Here is a 15,201-nt window from a genome sequence, read left to right as displayed (position 1 = left end):
TCTAGTTGTGGCCAGATTAACTGTTAAAAATATAGGGTTAAGTTAAATCCGGTTCTTCATGCTTTCTATAGAAGAAGTCATAACCATTCAATTACTAAGCACGAATTTTACTCAATCTTACTTGAATTATAGGGTAGCAGACTACAATAGGCAAACTTTTGTCTGAGTTTGGAGTCGTAGGTCATCTTCTCAATTTAGAGGGTGTCAAAAAGCGAATTATATATATAGTGCAGCTAAGTTGCATTAAGTTGTTAAACTGAGGTAGCTGTTATGCCTGCTAAAGATTTTCTTAGTTCAATGCAAAAGAAAAGATTGCAAAAAGCCTTACAAGAAGGTAATTGCTCTCATTTCCGAGAACGAGTATTGATGTTACTCCTATTAAATGACGGAAAAACTTATTCAGAAATTTCTGCATTTATCGGTTGTTCTTATAGAACAGTTGCTTATTGGTGTGTACATGGAGACCCAGACCAATTAGATAGTTTACGAGATCAACGAGAGCATGGTAACTTTCGTAAAGCTACAGAAGAGTACATTCAGTTATTGGTAGAAGTCAGCAAAAAATCTCCTCATCAGTTCGGTTATGAATGTCAACACTGGAGTGGAGAACGTTTAGCAAATTATCTTGCTGAAAAAACAGGAATCAAAATTAGTGGTACTCAAGTTAGGAGAATTCTTAAACAAAAAAATATTCTCCTTCCCAGAGGTAGATTACAAGTTAGTCATCGAGTAAATACTACAAAAAACAAACTGGAATGTTAGGCATTCATCTCAATTATGAAAATATGAACAGTTAATCTATGGAGTTAAATGCGGATAAATATACCTTAAAAATATTTATTTAGCATTTTTCCTTAATGTTTTTTACTATAAATTAGTAAAAAAATAATAATTATAGTTATTAACTATTGCAAGTTAAATGTATAACTATAAAAATCCTATAATTACTCAATTATAAAAAATAAAAAGAATATTAATTTGCTTATTATGAACATCTAATCTAAAAAAATTATGAAATATTAATTCTTATTATTAAAGCGTCAATTAAGCTTAAGTGAAAATACTTAAATCAACAACAGACAAAAGATTTGAGTTCTTCACTCCATGTATAGTTAGTTATATAGCAATCAGGACATTACTATGATTAATCAGCTAAATCAACTTACAGATGACGAGTAGTATTACTAACACAAACTTCTCAACAGCAATAACAGGGGGGTGTTATGACTCACAAAATGACTGAAAACTGTATCTCATGTGGCACCTGTGTACCCCAAATCCACTGCCCAACAGGTGCAATAACTATAGAAGATGAAAAATACTCCATTAATCCTGAACTATGTAATAGCTGTGAGGGTTATTACGAAGAACCTCAGTGCGTAATTCACTGTTCTATTAGTAGTCCTGTTCCCACCAAAGCTAAAAAAGGTAGATATAAAGCTGAGACAAGAATACCCACAAGCTCTAATTTATTTCCCAATGGCAAGCATAGTCCTTTTGCTTCTTCTATCGCGATCTGGGAAGCTTGCAACATTCTGACGCAGAGAGAATCATTACCTTGGACAGTGAATGCAGAAGGTAAACTGATTTATCAACGTTCTATTAAGCAAGGTCAGGGTTCAATCAGTTTCAGCATCAAAGATGTGGAGTATTCATCTCAAATTATCAATGATGATGTCATCAAAGTCACAGATATGCCAGCAATGGATATCAGAGCAGCTTGTCTGCACCTAATTTATGCTGCCCATGCAGCAGTGATTGACAAACCATGGGAGCAAGAATTTGTGATCGATGACCAACAAATTGAAAGGTACTTAGGGTTAGAAAAACGCAAAGACTTATCGAAAGCAACTAAACTGAGTTTAATTAAAAACCTAGCTCAACAACCTTGTAATATTAGTACTACTATTGATTGGCCTCAGCAGGGCAGAATTAATGCGTTCTCATTACCAGAAGATCAATTATGGCATATCTTAGACATTCAACATCACTTTTCTGAAGATTCTACAGGATCTAAACATCTTGTTGGTCTTACCTTTAGAGTCAAAGCTGGTCTTTGGACTAAGTATTTCCTCAACAGAGAAGGTTGCAAGCAGGGCAAAGCATTTTATCAATACGGTATTTTGCCTCAGTCGATATTAACTACAGTAATGAGTATCTGGCAGCAACATGAAGGTACTGCTCGAATGCTATTATGGTTATTATTTAAAACCAAAATGGGTAGGGAACAACGGTTGACTGTACCTACCCTAATGCGAGTAGCTTATGGCGAACAAAAAGTGATACGAGCATCTTCTTGTCGGGATGATCGAAAACGACTAATTAGAACTTTTGAAAGTGATCTGGAAGTTCTCAATCACTATGGACTTAAACCCGAATTTGACCCTGTAACTTACCCCCAGGAAATTCAGCCAATGTGGGCAAAGTTAGCTGCTCTGCCTGATGATGGTGAAGAAGCTTTAGATTTCTGGATTGATGACGGTAGTAAAAATACAAGACTAACAGATAACGGCCCCAGAGGTAAGTGGAATATGTTATTAAATGCTCGTATCCTCTGGTTTAAATTGCCCGAAGAATGGGATAAACACTTAGCAGATTTTGAAAAACAAAAGCTACGCTATTCTAATAAGCGTAAAAGAACAAAAAAGCTTGCTGCGATCTGTGGGGAACAGATTATGACTGCTAGAAAAAATCAGCAGTTAAGTCAGAGACAATTGGCAACTATGCTTGGAAAAAGTCAAAGTTGGATTAGAGATATTGAGAGTGGACGCTTTCAACTTAAAGGTGAAGACCAAATGCTATTACAGAATGTTTTAGGTTTGGGAGGGTAATGATTAATTTAACGTCATGATTGAATTAAATAAGGGGCAGTCCGCATCATTCAAATCCCAAAGTGCGATTCCCCTATCTTTATAGATATAGCAGAAGGAATAAGGCATTTAGTTATCTAGGTGATTAGTTATCTAGGAGACAAGGAAGAAAGAAAAATCTGGCGTTGTCTGACGTTTTATAGCTTTTGATATGTCAAATACAGTAATAGCGACTGCTACAATTTGAAAAACTTATAGCGGTTTTCAAATAGATAGAAGAGTAAACTGGCCAAAGCATTTTTCGGCAGTCCTGCAACGGTAATGGTATTGATTGAACTTGGGACAAATTACCTAATGATGTCAGCTGTTACTACCTCAGCTCCAATTAAAAGAAAGCGGTCGAGATATGACGAGGAGACCTCGCCATATCCAATTGACCAAGAGAGAGGATGTATTTCGGTTTATTTCCTACCGGTACTTTGGCAAAAAATATGTTAAGAACAGCATCAAACCCTTATATAGTCTAGGTTTGACATTTAACCAACCTTTTTCCTGATGTATCTAGGTTTGAGCCATTTTGAGCCAGAGCAACGTATTTCCCTTGCCCCTACTAGCTTTGAAGGCATTTTCGCTGTAAAAAATATCAAAGTACCACTACTCACAGTTTTTTCCACTCCAGGTCTTCCCATCTACCTATCTCTCCTAAACTTCCTACTGTCGTGCGCAAAAAAAATTTTGTAGTCTACTTAAATGAAAAGTGCTTTAATGGGGTGGGACTTCTCACGTTATCAATTAAATATGCTGAATTAAGCAGACTTGATATAATTTTTCCAACATCAATCACTTAATGCCTTGGCCAAAGCATGAATAAACCATCAATATCAACAGGCTTAATTGCAGGAATAGCAGTTTCTCTATTTTTCAGCATTAGCTTTAGCCTACTAGAATATACAATAAAATTAAGTATTGTATTGGGTGTAATTGCAGGCATTTCTGCTGGTTTATTAGGGTATTGGTCACAAATAGAATCAAGACCAGAAATTCCAGAGAAAACAAATACTGAACCTATAGATTCCCCAAAACCACCAAAACCACCAAAACCACCTAAAACATGGCCTAAAACACCTAGAGAACGTAGCGGTGTTTCTATCTTAAGTTGGCTTTCAAGGTCAAGTCAAGTTTCTTCCAGAAGATATCAAAAATCTCGAAAAAAATACTAATCTTTCACTTCTAATGTTTTTGTTTTTTTCTAAATTACTCCCTTTATTTATCTATCCTTTGGGGTTATCTTGCTTGCTAATGCTGATAGCTTTTATTTTATTGTGGTGGAATCCTAAATGGTCAGCATTAGTAATTTTTCTGGCATTTACAGTAACATTTATGTTTAGTAATTCGTGGATTTCTCAAGGACTTATTAAATCCTTAGAATGGCAAAATTTACCGCCGAAAGAATTACCTTCAGCAGAAGCAATTGTAGTCTTAGGTGGTGGAATTAAACCTGCAAATTCACCCCGACCTTGGGTAGATTTTAGTGAAGCAGGCGATCGAATTTTACATGGAGTAAGATTATATCAGCAGGGTAAAGCACCTTTAATGATATTCAGTGGGGGTAGAGTTGATTGGAAAGATGGAGGGAACCCCGAGTCTGGAGATATGGCAGAAATTGCTGAAATTATGGGAGTACCAAAAAAAGCAATTTTACAAGATACTGATTCTTTAAATACCTATCAAAATGCTGTTAATGTTAAACAAATTTTAGAGAAAAATAGCATTAATGGCACTGTCTTGTTAGTAACTTCAGCACTGCATACTCCACGTTCGATGTCGATCTTCAAAAAACAGCAAATAACAGTAATTCCTGCCCCAACAGATTTTTTAGTTACTGAAAGAGATTTACAAGAAATACAAGATAGTTGGCAAGGTTTTCTGTTAAATATTATTCCTGATGCTGCAAATTTACAAAATTCTACTAAAGCTTTAAAAGAATATATAGGTATAATAGTATATCGTCTGCGAGGGTGGTTATAATATATTTTTTTGTAGTCAGTAGTTAGGATAGAATAAAGGATTTAATATATAGCAATATTATCTGAATTGCAAGATATTGTGGATTTTTAGGGAATAGTCAATTCAGTTATCAGTTATCAGTTAGCCTCTTTACAGAGGAGTTAGTGGGACTTACACAAAATAGAAGTAGAAAATAGGCTCAAATATATATAGGAAAAGGCTTTTACCTCAAAAAAGCAGAAATTCTTAATTACCAAGGGTTCTAGGGATTTTTAGTGCATTGACGCAATTTCCTGATCTAGACTGACACGAGTGCCATTTTTCGACCATAAAATGTTTAATTCCCACTAGGCTATCAGTACCTCCGGCTTAAGCAGGAGGCTTGAAATTCAGAATTTTCTTTCCCTTGGTCGATTGGATATGGCAAGGAAACCCGTTCTTGCAGACCCGCTCCGCTAACGCCATCCCACTCTTCGGGAAGCTCCGCTAACAAGCGCTTTTTATCCCCTTCAAAGGAGAGGCTTGAGACCTTATTTTTTGTCAACAGAGAAAAAATCTTGCTAAGTTATACCAGATGCTTTTAACAATTTTTAGAATAAACAAAAGGTTTAATTTTTATATCAACTTATGTATTTGAATTAAGGGATAAAATATACAATTTACCCCTTCTCTGTTTTTTCTTACTTATCTTTACTATTTAGGAATGAATATCAATGCCTCCAGAATTAAGAAGCATCTTTCCAGAAACAAATTCACCTGCTACAGAAATTTTTCAAATTTCTCAAACTACTCAGGAATTTTATCACGAGGTAAAATATAGAGAAGATTTTCAAAATTATTGTCAGTGGTATTATGAGATAGCTGAACAACACCAAAAAGAACTACAAAAAATGCGGAGTGATATTAATATTTTAGGTTTTTTCTTGCAATTAATTCACCCTAAAGTCAAAAAATAGGAAAATAAATGGGGACAATGCCCCATAAATCCTATTAGTATTAACCTTCAGTTATTCTATAGTAGTCGAAGGAAAGGGCGCGGACATATCAAAAGCTTAAAACTCAGATAACGCCATATTTTTTCTGATTCCTTCTCTCCTAGATAACTAAAGCCTTCGTCCTTCTGCTATATAAGTTCTAATTCCTCTTCCTTCAGATGAACTTTAAATTTTTTTGTAAATTGGACAAGAATGGGTAAATTAGCGCTAACTGGTCTGCCCTTCCATTCATTGACAATACCAATAACTTCTCCCTCCTCATCTTTAAGATCGAATGGTTGTCCTCTATTTTCAGGATGAATATAAACAACAACAGATTTATTAACGCGAACACGATCGCCTACTTTCATATATTAAAACCTTATACTATCATCTCCTAGAAATTTAACTAGCTCTGGGCTAAAAGCTTTCAGCTATCAGCTGGGATTGAAATCCCTTGTAGAAGCCGAATAATTTAAGAGGGGTTTAAATCCCTTTTTAAATTGTATTTCTCTCAGTTTTAGTAAAATCTAAGCTGAATACACCAATTGCTGTTTGCGTTTGCGTAGCATCCCGTAGGGAAGCATTCCGTCAGGAAACGCTTTTTAACTAATGTAACTCCAAGAATAAATTACACTAGCTTTAAGAATCTTCCTATTCTTTCATAAAACCAACCCTAAATCTACATCAATTTCACGTTGAACAATTTTTTAATCAACTATAAACATAATATTAAACTTCAAATTACTATCAATTAATCTATATAGCAGTCCTGTTTGACTTGTGCAGAAAATATTTTGGAGCTAGGGGACAGAGAACATTGAAAAGAGGTAAAAAGAGCGACAAAAATTAGTATCTCAGCTATAAGTCCAAAATTAAACATTAAGAATCAGGAGAAATAGGAGCTTCCGAAGGCTCAGGTATCATTGGACTTTCCGAAGATGCAGGAGCATCATTAGGATTTGAGCGAAAATTTTCCCAATTGCGCCACACCGCTACAAATGCCCCTACAGATAATATCAACAATAAACCAACCATAAACATCCACGGTTTTAACCTTGGAGATTTTGGCATAGCCTCCACCTCAGAATCAGGGCCAGACTTCAGGTCAGCTTCAGGTTTAAGCTCCGAAACTTCATCATCATCACTGTAAAGAAGTGCTTTAGAAGCCTCAGATAATTCTGGCATTACCTCCTTTTCCAGAGGTCTTGCTGTAGGATTATTCAATAAAATCAACTGTTCTGGAGAAATACGATAGTGGGCAAGCACCACCGAAGTATTATCGTGACCATTTTTATCATTCGCCAACTCAATCAAATACTCAACTGCCTGCTTGAGAGAAAATTCACCTCGAAAAATCCCAGGAGTATACTCAGTCCAAGACTTCTCAACCCAATCATTATCACTCAGACCATCCGAGCATAATAACAATAAACCCTCTTCTTCAATCAAAAATCTTTGAATAGTGGGACAAATAAACTCCCCATCCCTCGTACCAAGAGCCTGAGTCAGGGCACCCGCATCACGACGTTGTAATCCCTGCCAATACAGACAATGACCGAGACGCACCTCCCTAGAAGCCACATCATCATCCACAGTCAACAATTGACAAGCATTTTTAGTTAGCCAATAGGCACGACTATCTCCCAAATTAGCTATGTACAATTCATGGGCATTATTCGGATTTGATTCTAGAGAAGGTTTTACTTGTTGGGGCAACTGTAGCGCCATAACTAATGTTGTACCCATACGTTGTCGGGACTCTCTTCCTTGTTCATCATTCTCAGTGGCAATCATGTTATTGACTACCCGAATAATTTCCTCAAGTTGTTTCATTACCAAATCTGGTGATGTTAAATCCTGTTGTTGGGCTACTTCTGTCAATAGATTTTGTACTAATCTTTTAATGGACTGTACTGCTAGTTGACTAGCTACCTCTCCACCATCATGGCCACCTACCCCATCACAAATCATTGCTAAATGGGGCACCAATTGCTTGCTAGCTAAATCTTGTTCCGTTGGATAACAACAATCTTCATTATGGAGACGCACAGGCCCAGTATCCGTAGCTCCTACTATTTCTGCACTTAATGGTAATTTGGCCGCCTGTTCCAATAGGAGTTGGTTCAATTTAGGGGCGATCGCCTCCAGAGATTCCCCAATATCTCCAATCATCTGACAAATCTCTTGTAATGGCTGTTGGATATGAGTATGAGCAGTAGGAATCAAATTAGACCAAAAAATCCTTAAATCTCTATGTTTAGTGTTACGGTTTTGTAAGTCCAACTCTAATAGTCGTAACCGCCAACCTTCGACCCTTAAACTATTTGTCAAAAGACTGAAAGCCATGCGCTCTTTTGATAAAGGTTTCCATAACTGCATTATTTGCCATAACCAGTAAACTTGACGTACAGGAGTTGCTGTAGGCCAAGCCTCTACAAAAGCAGGATACAACTGACCTTGAGAGTCTAGAGGAACATTGTCTAACAACAGAATGTCTCTAGGATAAGCTTCTTCTCCATATTGATAAAAACCATATAACCCTGGTGTATGGAGTTTATAGGGATATAAATGTAAATATGGCGTTATATTATTTGGTAACTCCTCATACATAAAAGGAGGTTGAGCAGGTTTAGTATCCAGCCAAACTTGTGGAGCTACAACATAGTAGCGATCGCCCAGAAACTCCCCAACAGGAATCTCAACTCCGGCATCAACAGCCCATAAATAGCGATAGATTAATTGAGTTTGGCAAGCTTCGCACTCTTGACGACCCCAGGAATTGGCCGGATGAGGACAGTTAATATTTGGGCAATGAATTAGTGGGGTAGAAGACATTTTATTAACTCAATATTTAAAAAATAAAAATTAAAAATTAAAAATTAAACTAGAAATATTAATTTGAGAATTTATATAAGGAATTGTTTTTTTCGGTGTTGATAAATAATTTAGGAGGGTTCCAAACTGAATTTCTTTGTGTCAAGACGCAAAGATATGTTGAGATAGAAGTTATCTTCATAAATTTCAGAATAAAATAAATTATATACTTGACTATTTGTCAAGAAATAATTTTAGCTAGTGATGAAAGCAAACTACAGTAATTTTACTGAAAAATCACTCATAAATTTAACCTCACCACTCCCATTTATCCATGCTATTAAATCCAACGATATTTTGGTTACTGGCTGGGTCAATTCTTTGTTTTTTAGAACTCCTCGTACCCACAGCCTTTGTTGAATTTATGATGGGACTAAGTGCCTTTGTTGTGGCAGGAGTGTCCCTCTTAATTCCTAGTATTAGCGTACAAGTGGCCTTGTGGATGATTTTTTCTGTAGCTTCTATTCTTGCCTTCCGTCGCCTGTTGCCCAATCATACAGTGGCGACTATTGCAGATGCTCAGGAAGCAGAAACTTTAACAGAAATATTACCAGGCCAGCCTGGTCGAGTAATTTATGAAGGTAATTCTTGGCGGGCAAAATGTGACGATGAAAGTAGCACGATCGCTGCTCATGAAAAAGTTATTGTCGTTAGACGTGAAGGTAATACTTTATTTGTACTGCCAGAAAATTTATTAAATTCTTCAGTTTATCTCCCTCACCAAAGTCAATTGAGATAACAACTAATTAGATAATTAGGAGATTAAAAATGGAAAAGTTTTTTTTGTTAGTCTTTTTAGCTTTAGGTGGTTCAAGTCTAGCCGGAAGTGTCAAAGTTATTAATCAAGGAAATGAAGCTTTAGTAGAAACTTTAGGTAAATATAATGGCAGAAAATTAGATGCTGGTTTGAAATTTATTATCCCATTTTTAGATAGAATTTCTTATCAAGAAACAATTCGGGAAAAAGTATTAGATATTCCACCTCAACCATGTATTACTAGAGATAACGTAGCAATTAGTGTAGATGCTGTGGTTTATTGGCGGATTATGGATTTGGAAAAAGCCTACTACAAAGTCGAAGACCTTAAATCTGCAATGGTTAATCTAGTTCTAACTCAAATTCGGGCAGAAATGGGTAAATTAGAATTAGACCAAACCTTTACAGCACGCACAGAAATTAATGAGGTATTACTCAGAGAATTAGACATAGCTACTGACCCTTGGGGAGTAAAAGTAACTAGGGTAGAATTACGAGATATTAGCCCTTCCAAAGCAGTACAAGATTCTATGGAATTACAGATGACTGCGGAGCGACAAAAACGGGCAGCAATTTTAACTTCAGAAGGGGAAAGAGATTCTGCTATTAACTCTGCTAGAGGTAAAGCAGAATCACAAGTTCTTGATGCTGAAGCTCGTCAAAAAGCAACTATTTTAGAAGCAGAAGCACAACAAAAAGCAATTGTACTTAAAGCTCAAGCTGAACGTCAATCTCAAGTATTAAGAGCTTCTGCAACTTCAGAAGCACTAGAAATTATTACTAAAACCCTCCATAAAGACCCCAATGCTAAAGAAGCACTCCAATTTTTATTGGCTCAAAACTATTTGGATATGGGTCAGAAAATTGGTAGTAGTGACAGTAGTAAAGTTATGTTCATGGACCCCCGAAATATTCCAGCAACTTTGGAAGGTATGCGTTCCATTGTGGCAGATGGCAAACATTCAGTTCAAAGTCAGTAGAATTTTTTGGCTTTGCTCATCGGAACTGTCTCCTGGCAGGAAGCTTTATGGGGTATAAATTCCCATCATCACCCCCGGTGTCTACAATTATTTGGGGTTATTAAGACATGAAGTGGCCGGTCGTTGACTATCCCCATGCAATTTATTCTGTCTCCTGTCTTCTGTCTCCTGACTCCTTCTTCAAGTTAAAGTACAACGGTCACAAAGTCCAAAAAACTCTAAAGTGTGATAAAAAATCTTAAATTTGTGGGACTTCTGTAATTTATTTTCTAAATTATGGACAGGACATTCATAAATAGGAATAGAAGTCCCACATTTTACACAGGTCAGATGATGTTGGTCTTGCTGTAAGCAACTATATACAGATTCGCCATTGGCCAAAGTCCGGACAATCACTACCCCTTCTTGTTTGAGGGCATCTAAAGAACGATAGACTGTTGCTAATCCCAGAGGTTGGTCACATCCGCGCAGTGCTGAATAAATATCCTGAGCAGATAGCGATCGCTTCTGGATTTTTAATAGCTTTAAAATACGCTCTTGAGACCGGGTACGATTGGATTTCATGGCCAATGTGGTTAACTATGAATAGAACTTAACTGATAATATCTAACGTGGTCAGTTGAAATCTAATATTTTTTAATCTCGTGACAAAACAATATCAGGCACATATATATGTTACCCTAAGACCATCTGTTTTAGATCCTGCTGGTACTGCAGTTAAATCTGGGTTGGCACAGATGGGATATGACAATGTAGAACAAATTAGAATTGGTAAATATATTGAGTTGATGCTTCAGGCAACCGATGAAGCAACAGCTAAGGAACAACTAGAATTAATCTGCGATCGACTATTAGCTAATCCTGTCATTGAAAATTATCGTTTTGATTTAATAGACATCTCCAGAAAAGAGGCAACAGGCAACAAGCAACAGGCAACAGGCAACATGGAGAAATAATTGATAATTTATGGATCAGAATTGATTTTATTTTTGATTTTTGGAGATGTTTAATGGAAACTGTCAAAGAAGGTGCTAGGTTTTAGGTGGTAGATTTTAGGTGAAACTGTGGACATCAGTTGTGAAAGTGGAGTTTTAGACCTAGTTGCTAGTGCATAGTACTCTTGAAAAATCTGCAATAACACCTGAAGTCTCACACTTTCAGAGTATAGCAACTATCATTGAAATTAATATGAAGTTTGGTATTATTGTGTTTCCCGGTTCCAACTGCGATCGGGATGTAGCTTGGGTAACTCAAAGTTTATTAGGTCAACCAACTCGCATGGTTTGGCATCAAGAAGAAAATATTTCCGGTCTCGATGTAATAGTTATCCCTGGAGGTTTCAGCTATGGCGACTATCTCAGATGCGGAGCGATCGCTCGTTTTTCTCCAGTCATGGCAGCAACTGTTGCTCATGCCCAAAAAGGTAAGTTAGTATTAGGTATCTGTAATGGTTTCCAGATATTGACAGAAATAGGACTGTTGCCAGGAGCATTAGTCAGAAATCAGCAATTAAATTTTATTTGCAATCGAGTTCCGGTCAAAGTAGAAAACTCTGATACTGCTTGGACATCTACTTATACAAAAGGAGAAGTGATTCGTTTACCAATAGCTCATGGTGAAGGTCGTTATTATGCTGATACAGAAACGTTGAAAGAATTAGAGAATAATCGTCAAATTTTATTTCGTTACTGTACGGAAAATGGTGAAATTAGTCAAGTAGCTAATCCCAATGGATCTCTTAATAATATTGCTGGGATCTGCAACCGTCAAGGCAATGTGTTGGGAATGATGCCTCATCCAGAGAGAGCATCAGACCCAATGTTAGGTGATACAGATGGCATCAAATTATTTAAGGGATTATTAATGGCTGTGGTTTGAATTTAGCTACAGTCAAGTATCTCATAGCTTTCCCATAGAATAAAAGTTGATTTCAATTGGTTAATTTTTAACTGGGAAAGCTTTGCCTTTTCGGTTTTCGCCAACATAAAAAGCGGTCATTTCAGTTATCAGTTAGCCTCTTTACAGAGGAGCTACACTATCAGTTATTAGTTAACAGTACCTCCTGCAATAGGGAGGTAAGAAAATCCGAAATTTCCTTTTTTATCCCCTTTCAAGGGGAGGCTTTGGACCTAATTTATTGGTAAAAATGGGTTTGATTATTGCTTCCAAGACTAGCAGTATGAGGTAACATCTTCTCCACAAATATCCGCTAAATAACACAAAGCTCTAAACCTCAAACCAATTAATTCATCATAAAGAGGGTTAAGTTTGCACATGGGAGGAATATGAAACAAGATATGACCAAAAAAAGTGATATCGCGCTCAAAAGGGCACTGACTGGGAATTAACTGGCACAGAAATCTTGCTAATTTGGGATTGTTAATTTCTATATGATCTAGCCATTGTTGCAAGGGTTTTAATGGCTGAAATTTAGGTACTGTAGTATACATACGAGCAGTCATAGTATTTAGAATGTTAATGTTTTGGGGCTTTATCTATACCCCTGTTTTTACTAGATTTTGCATAGCGTCTCAAGACTGCTTTATAAAACTGATACAAAGCGTCACATCGATTGACAGCTATGATGTTTACTTCCTGCTTCTTGCGGAACTGTCGGCAGCACTCCGTCCACAGGCATTCACAGTAAATCCGACCGCATATCTTAAGTGTGTCTTACATTATGAGAAGACCTCAGAATTACACACTCGCTTTCTCAAATTAATACTTGCGTTTAGGTCTCTATAGAACCCCTGAGCGTATTTTTGGACGCAGTATGTGCTTTTGGCTTCCGTCCTCAGCCTGAGGAAGTTGTGGAAATTCAGGAACGAGAATGGGGAAAAAGCGGATGAGACCCCGCGTCGCCCAATAGCAAACTTGGTAGCTTTCCTTGCAGGTAGAAAAATACTCTCATCTCCCCATCTCCCCAAATTCCCCTCCACGGTCGGGGTTAGGGGTTGGTCCCCATCTCCCCATCTCCTTCTCTATTTTTAAATAGATCCGTTTAGGGGTTCTATAAGAGTTCTACAGTGAATTTTTTTACTTTACCGGAAAAGTAATATGTCAATAGTTATGATCGATTAATTTAATTGGCAAAAATCAAAAGTTAATTATCTTTTCCCTTATGGGTTTAAGACTTCACCATCTACACGCTGTAAATGCGCTTGGTAGGGTGAGAATTCCATAGGTCGCATTCTTCTGATGGCTTCTCTACCTGACTCCTGACTACTTCTTCAAGATATTGACTTTTGATTTTCCAGTACAATTTTTCCTCACACACTAATGTGGAGAGGTCTAAGTGACCAGAGGGGTTGATTGCAAATAGTCTGAGGATGCTTTGACATCCTCTCCGGCCTAAAGGCACGGAGATTCCTACTGAGCCTTAGCTCTTCGGTGGGTTGACGCTTCTTAGGCTGCTTGCTGCTACTTTGACAGTAGTCTTATGCTTGCCTCCACGTCCGTTTAGAGTCTCGGAATGCCCTCCCGCGACTTATCAAAAATTCTTGTGGGTTTATTTGTGCCTTCAAGGCGCAAACTGCTCATTGAGCTGAAAGCTTCCCAAGTTCAGCTCTCAACTGAAGGAGTTTCAACCTAATCTTTTTTTCGACAGTATTTATGAGACAAGGCGGGTGTTGAAACCAATCTTATAATAACATGAGAAGTCGCCCGCTTATGGGCGAGGCTTTAAACCCAATTCTCTGGTAAGTAATTTTTACTGTCCTCAACAGCAGAAGTATTCAGACTAAATTATTTTCCATGGCATCAACAAATTTGATATACTCCCGACGTTTTGCTTACGCGACCACGCAAGACTTTTCAGCCCGGGAAACCCTGACCGCAATTTTGACAGAGGTGATGTCCCCCCCCTGTATTAAAATGATCCGCAGTAATATATTTGAGAGACCTACTACTTAAAGTCTCTAGTTCCAATTTTCAGAACAACATAAAGAAACATCTAAGATTGCTCAGGCAAATAAATTTGCCTAAAAATAGGTTAGTTATGCTTTTAAGCTCTTTATTTAAAAGTGGATAATAGCTAACCTGTTTTTGTCACCTATTTGATTGTTACACCAATCGACCTAATTGTCGCGTCTTAATCATTCACAAGTATAAATATTTTATATAAATTTAATTAGTTTTTATTATATCAAAGCTGTTGAAAAAAAATAACATATATGGTAATAAATATAGTTAAAAAAAATTGTAAATGTTGTCCCTTACCCAAGTGTAGAATCGCAGGTAATCTCATCGCCATGTTCTTCTGTGACAATTTGATGGGCAATACTGCTGACGCAACGCTCCGTGTTAATGTAGTTGTGCGCGAGCAAATGCCATACCTAACCTTGTTTTTTTCTTTTGTAGTGAAACTTTGCTCAAATCCTCTTTTGTTTGCAGTCTTGATGTTATATCAAACTCAGTAGAGGATACTAAACCCTTAAATGTTCAGTATTGCTAGAAATTTTACTATTCCATATCGGTGTCACATTGGATCTATAGTAGTCACCATTACTGTATTTGACTATCAAAAGCTTAAAACTCAGACAATACAAGATTTTTCTTTTTTCCTTCTTCCTTCTCCTAATATATGCAATTAAACAGATTTGATATTACTCAAAAATAGTTTGCTTTCAGAATTATACTATGTCTGAATGATTAAGTTAAAAATGTTCTATTGAAGCGATATTAGCGATATTGAAGTAATATCCCAAATTTGTGCTCCGTTTCCAGTGTTTTCACTTGAATTTACACCTAGAAATTACGACCTCAGACCTACGACCTAAGAATTTTATTATAACTAA

General features: G+C 36.9%; 15 protein-coding genes. 9 read left to right on the top strand and 6 right to left on the bottom strand.

Features of this window, described 5'->3' with window-relative positions:
- Nucleotides 1-270 precede the first annotated feature (270 nt).
- Both F6K18_RS07150 and F6K18_RS07145 read left to right on the top strand, forming a co-directional pair.
- Nucleotides 271-762, top strand: a complete 492-nt coding sequence (locus F6K18_RS07150; protein ID WP_124147368.1) for a helix-turn-helix domain-containing protein — start codon at nucleotides 271-273, stop codon at nucleotides 760-762.
- A 461-nt stretch (nucleotides 763-1,223) separates the two neighbouring features.
- Nucleotides 1,224-2,831: a helix-turn-helix domain-containing protein gene (locus F6K18_RS07145; protein ID WP_287519757.1), complete on the top strand. Its 1,608-nt coding sequence runs from the start codon at nucleotides 1,224-1,226 to the stop codon at nucleotides 2,829-2,831.
- A 515-nt stretch (nucleotides 2,832-3,346) separates the two neighbouring features.
- On the opposite strand, the gene F6K18_RS07140 is transcribed toward F6K18_RS07145, so the two are convergent.
- Nucleotides 3,347-3,499: a hypothetical protein gene (locus tag F6K18_RS07140; RefSeq protein WP_287519755.1), complete on the bottom strand. Its 153-nt coding sequence runs from the start codon at nucleotides 3,497-3,499 to the stop codon at nucleotides 3,347-3,349.
- A 174-nt stretch (nucleotides 3,500-3,673) separates the two neighbouring features.
- Between F6K18_RS07140 and F6K18_RS07135 the strand changes: the two genes are divergently transcribed.
- The 3 genes from F6K18_RS07135 to F6K18_RS07125 all read left to right on the top strand — a co-directional run bounded on the left by F6K18_RS07135 (nucleotide 3,674) and on the right by F6K18_RS07125 (nucleotide 5,773).
- The gene (locus F6K18_RS07135) at nucleotides 3,674-4,030 is read left to right on the top strand and encodes a hypothetical protein (RefSeq protein ID WP_287519753.1); all 357 of its coding nucleotides are present in this window, start codon (nucleotides 3,674-3,676) and stop codon (nucleotides 4,028-4,030) included.
- 13 nt (nucleotides 4,031-4,043) lie between these two features.
- Nucleotides 4,044-4,838, top strand: coding sequence for a YdcF family protein (locus F6K18_RS07130; RefSeq protein WP_287519752.1), 795 nt, complete (start codon nucleotides 4,044-4,046; stop codon nucleotides 4,836-4,838).
- 692 nt (nucleotides 4,839-5,530) lie between these two features.
- Complete coding sequence (locus F6K18_RS07125) at nucleotides 5,531-5,773, top strand: hypothetical protein (protein WP_287519751.1); 243 nt, start codon at nucleotides 5,531-5,533, stop codon at nucleotides 5,771-5,773.
- 167 nt (nucleotides 5,774-5,940) lie between these two features.
- Here F6K18_RS07125 and F6K18_RS07120 read toward each other — a convergent pair whose 3' ends face one another.
- Nucleotides 5,941-6,162 (bottom strand): ferredoxin-thioredoxin reductase variable chain, encoded by a 222-nt coding sequence (locus F6K18_RS07120; RefSeq protein WP_287519750.1) that lies wholly within the window; start codon nucleotides 6,160-6,162, stop codon nucleotides 5,941-5,943.
- Between the two features lie 511 nt (nucleotides 6,163-6,673).
- Nucleotides 6,674-8,629, bottom strand: coding sequence for a serine/threonine-protein phosphatase (locus F6K18_RS07115; protein ID WP_287519749.1), 1,956 nt, complete (start codon nucleotides 8,627-8,629; stop codon nucleotides 6,674-6,676).
- Nucleotides 8,630-8,942: 313 nt separating this feature from the next.
- On the opposite strand from F6K18_RS07115, the gene F6K18_RS07110 reads away from it, so the two are divergent.
- Both F6K18_RS07110 and F6K18_RS07105 read left to right on the top strand, forming a co-directional pair.
- Nucleotides 8,943-9,407, top strand: a complete 465-nt coding sequence (locus F6K18_RS07110; protein ID WP_124147359.1) for an NfeD family protein — start codon at nucleotides 8,943-8,945, stop codon at nucleotides 9,405-9,407.
- Between the two features lie 29 nt (nucleotides 9,408-9,436).
- Nucleotides 9,437-10,405 (top strand): SPFH domain-containing protein, encoded by a 969-nt coding sequence (locus F6K18_RS07105; RefSeq protein ID WP_287519748.1) that lies wholly within the window; start codon nucleotides 9,437-9,439, stop codon nucleotides 10,403-10,405.
- Between the two features lie 180 nt (nucleotides 10,406-10,585).
- On the opposite strand, the gene F6K18_RS07100 is transcribed toward F6K18_RS07105, so the two are convergent.
- Complete coding sequence (locus F6K18_RS07100; protein ID WP_287519747.1) at nucleotides 10,586-10,969, bottom strand: Fur family transcriptional regulator; 384 nt, start codon at nucleotides 10,967-10,969, stop codon at nucleotides 10,586-10,588.
- 80 nt (nucleotides 10,970-11,049) lie between these two features.
- Here F6K18_RS07100 and purS point away from each other — a divergent pair, with 80 nt between their 5' ends.
- A complete protein-coding gene (gene purS, locus F6K18_RS07095) occupies nucleotides 11,050-11,361 on the top strand; it encodes a phosphoribosylformylglycinamidine synthase subunit PurS (protein WP_287519746.1) in 312 nt (103 codons plus the stop codon).
- 232 nt (nucleotides 11,362-11,593) lie between these two features.
- A complete protein-coding gene (purQ, locus tag F6K18_RS07090) occupies nucleotides 11,594-12,283 on the top strand; it encodes a phosphoribosylformylglycinamidine synthase subunit PurQ (RefSeq protein ID WP_287519745.1) in 690 nt (229 codons plus the stop codon).
- A gap of 293 nt (nucleotides 12,284-12,576) precedes the next feature.
- On the opposite strand, the gene F6K18_RS07085 is transcribed toward purQ, so the two are convergent.
- Entirely contained in the window at nucleotides 12,577-12,867 is a 291-nt protein-coding gene (locus F6K18_RS07085) for a Mo-dependent nitrogenase C-terminal domain-containing protein (RefSeq protein ID WP_287519744.1), read from the bottom strand.
- A 680-nt stretch (nucleotides 12,868-13,547) separates the two neighbouring features.
- On the bottom strand, nucleotides 13,548-13,766 hold the full coding sequence (locus tag F6K18_RS07080; RefSeq protein WP_287519743.1) for a hypothetical protein: 219 nt from the start codon (nucleotides 13,764-13,766) through the stop codon (nucleotides 13,548-13,550).
- Between the last annotated feature and the right edge of the window lie 1,435 nt (nucleotides 13,767-15,201).

It is taken from the genome of Okeania sp. SIO2C2 (genome assembly GCF_010692625.1).
Lineage (GTDB): Bacteria > Cyanobacteriota > Cyanobacteriia > Cyanobacteriales > Microcoleaceae > Okeania > Okeania hirsuta.
The sequence above is the reverse complement of the archived record's forward strand: the minus strand, read 5'-3'. Positions and strand labels throughout refer to the sequence as shown.